The following is a 10,242-nucleotide window of genomic DNA, read 5'->3' on the forward strand; positions in this document are numbered from 1 at the left end:
GGGGCGAGCTGATGGAGGTGGAACTCAACCTCACCTTCACCGAGGCCGACTTCTTCAAGCCCACCCGCTAGTACAGCACCGTCAAAACCGGATCCCCGCCAAGTCCCCCTTGCCAGAATGGCCTTCTTCAGGCCTTCTTCACCCCAAACTTGACCGTTCCCTCTTCGTCGGAAAGTTCGGTGATGGAGCCCTCGGGTTCCTGTTGCACCAGCGAGAGGGCCAGGGTTTCCTCCTGGAGTCTCGAGCCGAACTGAATTAGCGATCGGGCATATTTGCCTTCGGCGGCATAGGTCAGGTGGATTCGATCGGACACGTTTAGCCCCATCTCTTTGCGGGCTTGTTGTACCAGTCGAATTAGATCGCGGCTGAGCCCCTCGAGTAGCAACTGCTCATCCAGCTTTACCTCGAGCGCGGCCAGGTAGCCGTCTTGTTCCTGAGCCGAGTAGCCTTCGGGCGAGAGGGCCTCCAGGAGCAGCTCCTCCGGCGATAGGCTGATGCTCGAGCCATCCAGGCTACCCAGATCCAGACTCAGGCTGCGCCCGGCCTTGAGGGTTCTGGCCACCATCTTGCTGTCCAGCTCGGCTAGGGCAGCACGAATCGCAGGCACCTGTTTTCCGTACTTTTTCCCCATCACCGGTAGGTTTGGCAGCACCCGGTAGGTGAGCAGTTCCTCGCCCAGAGCCAGCACCTCGACCTGCTTGACGTTTAGCTCCTCGGCAATCTCACCGGCAAAATGGCGCAGTCCGGACAGCTCGACTTCGGTAGGAGCCGTCACCAATACCCTGGGTAAGGGCATGCGGGTTTTGACGCCACTGATAGCCCGGGCGCTCCGTGCCAGCCCCACTACTTTTACCACCGCACCCATCTGGGGGAGCAGGGTTTCATCTATCAGCGACGGGTCGGCCCGGGGCCAGTCGGAAAGGTGCACCGACTCGGGTGCATCGGGCTTGATCGAGCGCATCAGATTCTGCCACAGGGCCTCGGCCACAAATGGGGTGAAGGGAGCGGCGAGCTGTGCCACCACCAGCAGGGCTTCCCAGAGGGTTGCATAGGCAGCCTCGCGGTCGGTGGCGTCCTCGTTTTTCCAGAAGCGGCGGCGGTTGCGACGCACATACCAGTTGGAAAGCTCCTCGACAAACTGCTCGAGTTCCTTTCCAGCACCTCTGGCGTCATAGGCATCCATTGCCACCGTGACCCGTTCGATCAACTGCTGCTTGCGGGCTACCAGCCACTGATCCATCTCCGGGCGGGCCTTCACTGCGGGTCGGTTGTTCAGATCGGGTTTATCCAGGTTGGCGTACAGCACAAAGAAGCTGTACACATTCCACAGCGTGCCCAAAAATCCCCGCTGGGCCTCCTGCACCAACCGCTCGGAGAAGCGTTTCTGCTCGCCGGGGTCGGAAGCGGTTAACATGTACCAGCGCACCGCATCGGCCCCGTATTTATCAAACATGGGCAAAGGCTCAACAATGTTACCCTTGCTCTTCGACATCTTGAACCCCCGCTCGTCCACCAGGTGTCCAAGGCAGATCACATTCTGGAAGGCGGGCTGGCCCTCGAGCAGGGTTGAAATCGCGTGCAGCGAATAGAACCAGCCCCTGGTCTGATCTATGGCCTCTGAGATGTAATCGGCATTAAAGTGCCGTTTCCAAAGCTCGTAATTCTGCTCGTAGCCTGGCATGGGTCTGTGGCCGAAGGCCGAAGGACTAAGGACTTTCTGGCCTTCGACGCTCGAGCTCGTCTCGAGCATCAAATGCCACTGGGCGTAGGGCATGGCCCCGGAATCAAACCACACATCCAGCACCTCCGGCACCCGGCGGAAGGTCTTGCCGTTCCTGACAAAGGTGATGTCGTCCACGTAGGGCCGGTGCAAATCGAGATCAGACAAATCGCGCCCGACCAGGGCAGACAATTCCCGAACACTTCCCACACAGACCTTTTCCGAGCCATCTTCGGCCACCCAGAACGGGAGCGGCGTACCCCAGTAGCGCTCGCGGCTGATGGCCCAGTCCACATTGTCCTTGAGCCAGTTGCCAAAGCGTCCGTGCTTGATGTGCTCGGGAATCCAGTTGATCTTCTCGTTGTTCTCCCAGAGCTGCTGCCGGAAGCTCGAGGTCTTGATGTACCAGCTCGGCCTGGCAAAGTAGAGGATGGGGTCGCCGGTGCGGTCGTGGAAGGGGTAGCGGTGGCGGATCTGGCCGGCATGGTACATCACCGCGCGATCTTTCATGATGCGGATCAGGCCTTTATCGGCGTCCTTGAAAAACTTTCCACGCTCCTCGGTAACCTGCATTAATCCATACTCGCTGGTGCCAAACAACAACGGGGTACCGTACTGGCGTGAGATCTCCAGGTCTTCTGCACCATAAACAGGAGCCTGGTGGGCCACGCCCGAGCCATCCTGGGCGCTCACAAAGTCTGCCAGGGCAACGAAGTGCATGGCGGGATAGGCCAGGGGTGCTTGTTTTAAGGATGCAAACGCATCTTCTTTCATCGCTGATTTGAGCCTGTCCGGGTACAGTTCAGGCAGACCAACCACTTCCGACCTTCGCGCACCCTGTTTGGGCACCACGCCCAGTTCCACACAGACCTCCGGGAAGGGCGGAGTGTACTCCCACCACTCCAGGTCGGAGCCCTTCAGGTGTGCGACCACCTCAAGCTCCTCCTCGTGCAGTTCCTTAAGCCGCTCCACTGCCTCGGTAGCCAGAATCAGGTGCCCCACCGAGGGCGACCTGACCACCGCGTAGTCCATCCCGGGGTTCACCGCTGCCATGGTGTTGGAGGGCAGCGTCCAGGGCGTGGTCGTCCAGACCAGGATGGCCAGGCCGTAGAGCGAGTCTAGATCAACGCCCTGGCCCTTGAGCTTCTCGCTCACGGCCTTCGGCGTAGTTTCCAGCTTCAGCGGGAAGCGCACATACACGCTGGGGTCGTCCACCTCACGGTAGCCGTCGGCGATTTCGTTATGGGAGAGGGTGGAGGAGATTCGCGGGGACAGTGGAACTACCTTGTAGTCCTGTACCACCATGCCTCGGTCCCACATCCGCTTGAGCAGGTTCCACACCGACTCGATGTAGGTGTTGTGGTAGGTCACATAAGCGTTTTCCAGATCGAGCCACATACCCATGCGCTCGGTAAAGTAGTTCCAGTCCTCGATATTGGCAAAAACCCACTCCCGACACTGTCTGGTAAATTCGGCGATCTCATCCCGGTTCAGGGTTTTGCGGCCCAGCACGCCCAGTTTTTTCTCCACTGCAATCTCGACCGGCAGGCCGTGGGTATCCCAGCCGCCCTTGCGGGTGACATGGAAGCCCTGCATGGTCTTGTAACGCGGGAAGATATCCTTGAAACTGCGGGCCAACACATGGTGCATGGCCGGCTTCCCATTGGCGGTGGGGGGGCCTTCGTAAAACACAAACTTGCCGCTGGGCGCAGCCTTCTGATCGGATCTGGCGAAAATGTGGTTCTGACGCCAGAAAGCCAGTACAGCCTCTTCCAACCTGGGAAAGTTGGTCTCGGTCACCTCACTGAAAAGCTTTTTTTCCTCCACCATTGCCGGTTCCTTTCTGAGGGGGCCGTTGGGCTCGAGGCTCGAGCGTCCAGAAAATAGCAAAAACGTCCGACCTGTGACCTTTTGGTTCCTCAGGTGCGGACGAGAGACTCAGTTCCGAGTTTTTCCCGCGTTACCACCGCACTTCCTGATTTCGGCTGAAGGCCGAAGGCTTTAAGCTAAAAAAGCTTTTGACCTCTGGCCACCAGCGCCCCTCAGGCGCTCAAAACGCTATCTCGGGCGCACCCGTTGGGGTCTACGCAGCGTCACGGCCGCTGTTTCTTCCCAAAACAGCCGGGGTGATTTTCGGCCATCAGGTTGCCGCCTGGCTTTCACCCTCCCAGGCTCGCTGTTCGGACGCTGAAAGCGTACTCGTCCCCGGGTACTCTTTACACCGGAGGCAGCATGTGCTATATTTCACTGCTGGCAACCGGCTAACCTGAATGGTAGCAAGCTGCTATTCCCGCGTCAACAATAAATCTCTTGTTTCTCATCCTGAGCCAGCGATATACTCGCCTGGAAAATCCGCACAAATGTGTACCTACGCGGGAAGGAGTGAATGAGGTATGGATCTATACCTGGATACTGCCGAAGTAAGTGAAATCAGGGAAATTGCCGCCTGGGGTGTGCTTGCGGGCGTTACCACCAACCCTTCCTTAATCGCCAGATCGGGCCGTTCCCTCGAGCCCACCATCAAAGAAATTTGCCAGCTCGTCCAGGGGCCGGTCTCGGCCGAGGTGGTTTCCACGGTTGCAGTGGATATGCTGGCTGAAGGACGCCGCCTGGCCGCGATTGATGAACATGTGGTGGTCAAGCTTCCCACCACCATTGAGGGACTCAAGGCCTGCAAAATCCTTTCCACAGAAGGTATTCGCATCAACATGACCCTGGTTTTTTCGGCCAACCAGGCGCTGTTGTGTGCCAAGGCCGGGGCCTGGTGTGTCTCACCCTTTTTGGGCCGTATTGACGACATCTCCTGGGAAGGCATGGACTTAATCCGTGAAATTGCCGAGCTGTTTCAGGTACAGACCCTCAGCACCCGCATTCTGGCGGCCTCGATTCGTCATCCCCGCCACGTGACCCAGGCTGCAATGCTGGGAGCCGACATTGCCACCATGCCCGCCAAGGTTTTCCAGCAGCTCATCAAGCACCCCCTTACCGATTCGGGGCTGAAGGCTTTTTTGGAAGACTGGGCCCGGGCCAGTGAAAAAGTGTAGGAATACCAGGAAAATTCCAAATCCATCAGCAGAATCAGAACTGGAGCCAGCGCAATGCCAAAATCGAGTGCAGCCGACCCCAACCCCGAAGCCCGTGTCACCGTGACCCGTACCGGCAAGAAAATCCGGCGCAAGGCCGAGAGCAGTGTGCCTTTGAGTTATCACGAACTCTCGAGCCGCATCCTCCCCGAACTGCACCTGCTGGCCGCAGAAGCGGGCATCCCCAACTATAAGAAGCTCTCCAAGGACGAGCTGGTGATGCTGCTGCTTTCTCAGGAAGCCAGTGAGGAAGGCCTGGTCATTGCCAAGGGGTACCTGGAGATTAGCCAGGATGGTTATGGCTTTTTGCAGGAAAGCCTTTACACCATGGAGTCCCGCACCGTGATTGTTTCGGCTGGTCTGATCAAACAATATCAGCTGCGTACCGGCGACTATGTGGTGGGCAAGGCCCGCGTAGCCCGCGAAAACGAGCGGTTCGGCACCCTGATGAAAGTCGAGGCAGTCAACAACCTCGACCCCGAAGCCGCTGCCAAACGCCCCAAATTCGATGACCTGACCCCTCAGTTCCCGGATCACCAGTTAATTCTGGAGACCACCGGTGAGGAGTCTTCCAACCGGGTTATAGACCTGCTGGCACCTATCGGGCGTGGCCAGCGCGGTCTAATTGTGGCCCCACCGAAGGCAGGTAAGACCACCCTGCTCAAAAAAGTGGCCCGTGCTGTCCTGCGCAACGAGCCGGATGTGAAGGTGATCGTCCTGTTGATTGACGAACGCCCCGAGGAGGTCACCGATTTCCGTGAGTCGGTAGACGGGGCCGACGTGATCGCCTCGACCTTCGACGAGCCCCCACAAAACCATATCCGGGTGGCCGAATTTGTGCACGAACGCAGCCGCCGGATTGTAGAAGAGGGCGGACACGTACTGATTCTGCTGGACTCCATCACCCGCCTGGCCAGGGCCAACAACCTGGTCACGCCTCCCACCGGACGTACCCTGTCGGGTGGACTGGACTCTGCGGCCCTGCACTTCCCCAAGCGTTTTTTGGGGGCGGCCCGCAACATCCGGGGGGGTGGTTCACTCACCATCCTGGCCACGGCCCTGGTCGAGACGGGCAGCCGGATGGACGATGTGATTTTTGAGGAGTTCAAGGGTACGGGCAACATGGAACTCCACCTTTCACGCCGCCTGGAAGAACGGCGCATCTTCCCAGCCATTGACATCCTAAAATCGGGAACCCGGCGCGAGGAACTGCTTCTGGGCGAGGAGGTGATCCAGAAAATGTGGCTGTTGCGCAAGGTGCTGGCCGATATGGATCCCGCCGAGGCCATGGAAATGTTGCTGGGACGTCTGTCCCGTACCAAGACCAATAAGGAGTTCCTTGCAACTTTGGGGGGAAAATAGGTATACTCCCTGCGGAAGTCGCTGGGAGCCCAGAGTGTACGGCTTGCAGACCCCTACACCCTGAGGTTCCACAAGAAGGGTTGTTGTTCTCGAGCAGCTCCTTCGCAGTAAAGTGCAGTATCGGAGGTTGACTTTGGCCATAACCGAACTCTTGAGCAGTGTGCTGGCGACGGGCGCTCTCGGTCTACCGATGGGACTGGCCCAGGCCAACCTGCCAGGAACCCAAATTGCCGTAGACTCCCCCGCCCGCAAGGGTTGGGTCATGTACACCGTACAGCCCGGCGATACCCTGAGCCAGATTGCACGGCGATACCGGGTAGATGCCAGGGCCATCATGTACAGCAGCAGCCTCGAGGGGGTTGCCCTGCGTCCTGGACAGGTGCTGCGAATTCCCCTGGTCGAGGAAGCCAACGACGAAAGCCGCCTGCCGCCGGGTGTCCGAGCCTACATTGTGCGCCGGGGTGATACCGTGCAGTCGGTCGCCAGCCGGTTTGACCTTACGGTGCTGGGCCTGGTTTCGGCCAACCCTGGCCTGCCCAGCCTGGATCGCCTCGAGGTCGGATCCACCCTGTACATTCCCACGGGGGAGCCAGGTCTACTGGTTCGCATCAAGCAGGGCGAGACCATCAAGGATGTAGCCAGTCGTTTCGGTCTTTCGGTTATCCAGGTGGCCAGGGCCAATGAGCTGAACTCGCCTACCGATGTGCAGGCTGGGGATCTGGTGCTATTGCCTGGGGTACAGGCCCGGAACACCTACGACCGCCTGCTGCAAATCCGCGAAGCGGAACGTAAAGCCCGCGAAGCAGAGGAGCGCCGGCTGGCCCAGGAGAGACGGGTGCGGGAGGAAGCCCGCCAAAGGCAGCTAGCAGAACAGCGGCGCCTCGAGCAGCAGGCTCGCTCCCGCCAGCAACAGCAGGCTCAGAGCCAGCCCCGCCTTCGCCGGGCCAATGCGGTGGTCGCGGCAGCAGGGTATCGCTGGCCCATGTCGCGGTTTACCATTACTACCTATTTCGGCCAACGGGGCGTTTTCCAGCGTTTTCACACCGGGATTGATCTGGCCGCACCCACCGGCACCCCGATATACGCGGCTCGAGCAGGGCAGGTTGGCACCGCCGGATGGAGCCGCTTTGGCTATGGCCTGCACGTGATCGTCGGTCACGGAGGCGCCAAGGAAACCCTATACGCCCACATGTCGCGCATCCTGGTTCGCCCCGGCCAGTGGGTTGAAAGAGGAGACCTGCTTGGCCATGTGGGTTCGACCGGCTGGAGCACTGGCCCTCACCTCCACTTTGAAGTGCGCGTGGGCGGTACGCCCCGCAACCCCCTGGCCTTTCTGCCTTGAGTCTGAATTCTGATCGAAGGGCGGCCCTCGAGCCGCTTTCTTTTTGTGGTTGGAGTTGTACCTGCCTTCGCACACACAGGGCTGTGAGCCAAACCCCTTGGAGGCTGGTCGAAAAAGTCTTATGCTACAGTGTTGGAGGGAGTTATGGAGAAAGGAACTTTGCGGGTCAAAACTGGATTCGCTGAGATGTTCAAGGGCGGCGTGATCATGGATGTGGTCAATGCCCAGCAAGCCGAAATTGCCCAGGAGGCAGGGGCCGTGGCCGTCATGGCCCTCGAGCGGGTACCGGCGGACATACGTGTGCAGGGGGGCGTGGCGCGGATGTCCGACCCCAAGCTGATCAAGGAAATCATTGGGGCGGTCTCGATTCCAGTAATGGCCAAATGCCGCATCGGGCACACCGTGGAAGCCCAGATTCTCCAGGCCCTGGGGGTGGACTTCATTGACGAGTCCGAGGTGCTGACCCCGGCGGACGAGTCGTTCCACATAGACAAGCACGCCTTCAAAGTGCCTTTTGTCTGTGGCGCTACCGAGATTGGCGAGGCCCTGCGGCGTATCGGTGAAGGAGCCGCCATGATCCGTACCAAAGGCGAGGCCGGAACCGGCAATGTGGTGGAGGCGGTTCGCCACACCCGCAGCGTGCTGGGCGCAGTTCGCCAGATCCAGGCGCTTCCCCGCGAAGAGCTCATGACCTACGCCAAAAACCACGGTGCCCCCTATGAGCTGGTCTGGTGGGTACATGAAAACGGCAAGCTGCCGGTGGTCAACTTTGCAGCGGGCGGGGTTGCCACCCCTGCCGATGCAGCCCTGATGATGCAACTGGGCATGGATGGGGTGTTTGTGGGCTCTGGCATCTTCAAGTCGGGTGACCCCCGCAAGCGGGCCAGGGCCATTGTCCGGGCCGTGACCCACTACAACAACCCGGAAGTAGTAGCCGAGGTCTCCGAAGACCTCGGTGAGGCTATGGTGGGTATCAACCTGGATTTCTTGCCGGAAGAAGAAAAACTGGCCAGGCGCGGCTGGTAGCCTGCTTATCACGCTTTTCATTGGCGTTGCGTTCCCAGTCGGACGCAATCTTGGCGCCCTTTTGGCAACGCTCGGGGATGGCTGATGGGGTCAACCCGTTTGTACCTGGTACAGGTTACGGTTGCGTTACACAAAACGTAACATGTTGGAGTATAGTTGTAACGCTATGCAAGTAGAGATGCTCGGAGTGGTTTTTTTTGGTGTCACGGCTCTGCTGGTTCTGGTTCCGGGGTGGCTGGTGCCAGTCCTTAACCGCCGCCGCCAGGAACGCGAGCTGTTTGCACTTAACAAGATGCATCGGTTTGCCCTCAAGCACAACACTTTTGTGCGCAACCACCAGGGGGTGCGTTATGTGGTGGTGCTGGGCAAGCAAGGCTTCTATTACATGCTGGGAGGGCAGTTTGTGCCGCGTGATCGGCTGCTAAAAAGCATTGGCGAAGAGCACGAAAAGCAACTTCTCAAAGCAGAGAGTGAAGAGAGTTGCCACGGCCCTACCCTGACCCTGATTACCTTTCCTGCATAGACAGCTTTAAGGGTTTCAAGGCCAGGGCATACCTAGCTTTTTCCTTGTAGGGCGTATGGTTGCTACCGATTGCTATAGGATTGGGAATGTGAAAATCGGCGTAATGGCAATTCAAGGTGATTTCCGAGACCACAAGCAGATGCTGGAGTCGCTTGGAGTAGAGGCTGTGGAGGTGCGACTGCCGAAGCACTTAGAGGGTCTGGCTGGACTGATTGTACCTGGGGGGGAGTCCACTACGATTGGGATGCTGGCCCGGGAGTATGGCCTCGAGCGTGCAGTGCGTGAGCGGATCCAGGAAGGTTCCCTGGCCGTCTGGGGAACTTGTGCCGGGGCTATCTGGCTGGCTAAAGAGATCCCGCAATACCCCGACCAGCCCCGCCTGGGTAACCTGAACATCGTGGTTCAGCGGAATGCCTACGGGCGACAAGTGGACAGCTTCGAGGAAGATTTGCAGATCAAGGGCCTGGATAAGCCGTTCCATGCGTTTTTTATTCGGGCGCCCGTTATCCTGCGGGTTGGTGAGGGGGTGGAGGTGCTGGCAAAACACCACGATGAAATTGTGCTGGTGCAGTCGGGAAAGCTACTGGCCGGAACCTTTCATCCAGAGCTGACCCTTGACTCTAGAATCCACCAGCTATTCGTACAACTGGCGTCCAGTTGAAGCCAAAGGGCCTTACCGCATATTATTTTCACGAGCTTTATTTATCGTGATTTATTTCACAACTTAGTGTCCGCGCTCAAATCGCAGAATTCCCCCCTTAAGTACTTATGTCATTTGATTCCACTGCGAACCACGCCCTGGATAAACTGCTTCTGGGCGATAAAATAACCGAGGATGATGGGCAAGATCGAGACCGTGGAGGCTGCCATAAGCGCACCGTAGTCGCTGCCCGCCTCGCCGATAAACACCTGCAAACCCAACTGCACGGTGCGCATTTCCGGGCTATTGGTCACAATCAGCGGCCAGAGCAAGGCGTTGTAGGCCCCCAGGAAGGTAAAGATGCCATAGGTGATCAGGCCCGGAATCGAAAGGGGCAGCGCGATGCTGAACAGTTGCGTCCAGTAACTGGCTCCATCTATGCGGGCAGCATCGAACAAATCCTGGGGTAGCGATAGGTAGAACTGCCTGAGCAAGAAGATGCCAAACACCGAGGCCAGCCAGGGCACAATCAGGGCGTAATAGGTG

General features: G+C 58.6%; 8 protein-coding genes. 6 read left to right on the forward strand and 2 right to left on the reverse strand.

All coding sequences use genetic code 11. From position 1 onward, the window contains the following. Positions 1 to 127 precede the first annotated feature (127 nt). Positions 128 to 3,550: an isoleucine--tRNA ligase gene (gene ileS, locus Q0288_RS04540; RefSeq protein WP_299427839.1), complete on the reverse strand. Its 3,423-nt coding sequence runs from the start codon at positions 3,548 to 3,550 to the stop codon at positions 128 to 130. A gap of 563 nt (positions 3,551 to 4,113) precedes the next feature. Here ileS and fsa point away from each other — a divergent pair. The 6 genes from fsa (at position 4,114) to pdxT (ending at position 9,717) form a co-directional block, all read left to right on the forward strand. Continuing rightward, positions 4,114 to 4,764 carry a fructose-6-phosphate aldolase gene (fsa, locus tag Q0288_RS04545; RefSeq protein WP_299427842.1) on the forward strand — a complete coding sequence of 217 codons (651 nt, stop codon included), beginning with the start codon at positions 4,114 to 4,116 and terminating at the stop codon, positions 4,762 to 4,764. Positions 4,765 to 4,887: 123 nt separating this feature from the next. Next, positions 4,888 to 6,165, forward strand: coding sequence for a transcription termination factor Rho (gene rho, locus Q0288_RS04550; RefSeq protein WP_299427854.1), 1,278 nt, complete (start codon positions 4,888 to 4,890; stop codon positions 6,163 to 6,165). 190 nt (positions 6,166 to 6,355) lie between these two features. After that, on the forward strand, positions 6,356 to 7,507 hold the full coding sequence (locus Q0288_RS04555; RefSeq protein ID WP_299427857.1) for a peptidoglycan DD-metalloendopeptidase family protein: 1,152 nt from the start codon (positions 6,356 to 6,358) through the stop codon (positions 7,505 to 7,507). Between the two features lie 144 nt (positions 7,508 to 7,651). Continuing rightward, positions 7,652 to 8,533 carry a pyridoxal 5'-phosphate synthase lyase subunit PdxS gene (gene pdxS / locus Q0288_RS04560; RefSeq protein WP_299427845.1) on the forward strand — a complete coding sequence of 294 codons (882 nt, stop codon included), beginning with the start codon at positions 7,652 to 7,654 and terminating at the stop codon, positions 8,531 to 8,533. A gap of 166 nt (positions 8,534 to 8,699) precedes the next feature. After that, positions 8,700 to 9,056 carry a hypothetical protein gene (locus Q0288_RS04565; RefSeq protein WP_299427848.1) on the forward strand — a complete coding sequence of 119 codons (357 nt, stop codon included), beginning with the start codon at positions 8,700 to 8,702 and terminating at the stop codon, positions 9,054 to 9,056. A 103-nt stretch (positions 9,057 to 9,159) separates the two neighbouring features. Beyond that, positions 9,160 to 9,717, forward strand: a complete 558-nt coding sequence (gene pdxT, locus Q0288_RS04570) for a pyridoxal 5'-phosphate synthase glutaminase subunit PdxT (protein ID WP_299427860.1) — start codon at positions 9,160 to 9,162, stop codon at positions 9,715 to 9,717. A 110-nt stretch (positions 9,718 to 9,827) separates the two neighbouring features. Here pdxT and Q0288_RS04575 read toward each other — a convergent pair. Then, on the reverse strand, positions 9,828 to 10,242 hold a 415-nt coding region (locus Q0288_RS04575; protein ID WP_299427851.1), incomplete at its 5' end, for a carbohydrate ABC transporter permease.

Origin of the sequence: uncultured Meiothermus sp. (assembly GCF_937863175.1) — a bacterium.
Lineage (GTDB): Bacteria > Deinococcota > Deinococci > Deinococcales > Thermaceae > Meiothermus.

Bases quoted from the DNA above. Each gene is read 5' to 3' on its own strand.
- Q0288_RS04555 (WP_299427857.1), top strand. From the start codon at position 6,356: ATGGGACTGGCCCAGGCCAACCTGCCAGGAACCCAAATTGCCGTAGAC.
- fsa (WP_299427842.1), top strand. From the start codon at position 4,114: ATGGATCTATACCTGGATACTGCCGAAGTAAGTGAAATCAGGGAAATT.
- pdxT (WP_299427860.1), top strand. From the start codon at position 9,160: ATGGCAATTCAAGGTGATTTCCGAGACCACAAGCAGATGCTGGAGTCG.
- pdxS (WP_299427845.1), top strand. From the start codon at position 7,652: ATGGAGAAAGGAACTTTGCGGGTCAAAACTGGATTCGCTGAGATGTTC.
- ileS (WP_299427839.1), bottom strand. From the start codon at position 3,550: ATGGTGGAGGAAAAAAAGCTTTTCAGTGAGGTGACCGAGACCAACTTT.
- Q0288_RS04565 (WP_299427848.1), top strand. From the start codon at position 8,700: ATGCAAGTAGAGATGCTCGGAGTGGTTTTTTTTGGTGTCACGGCTCTG.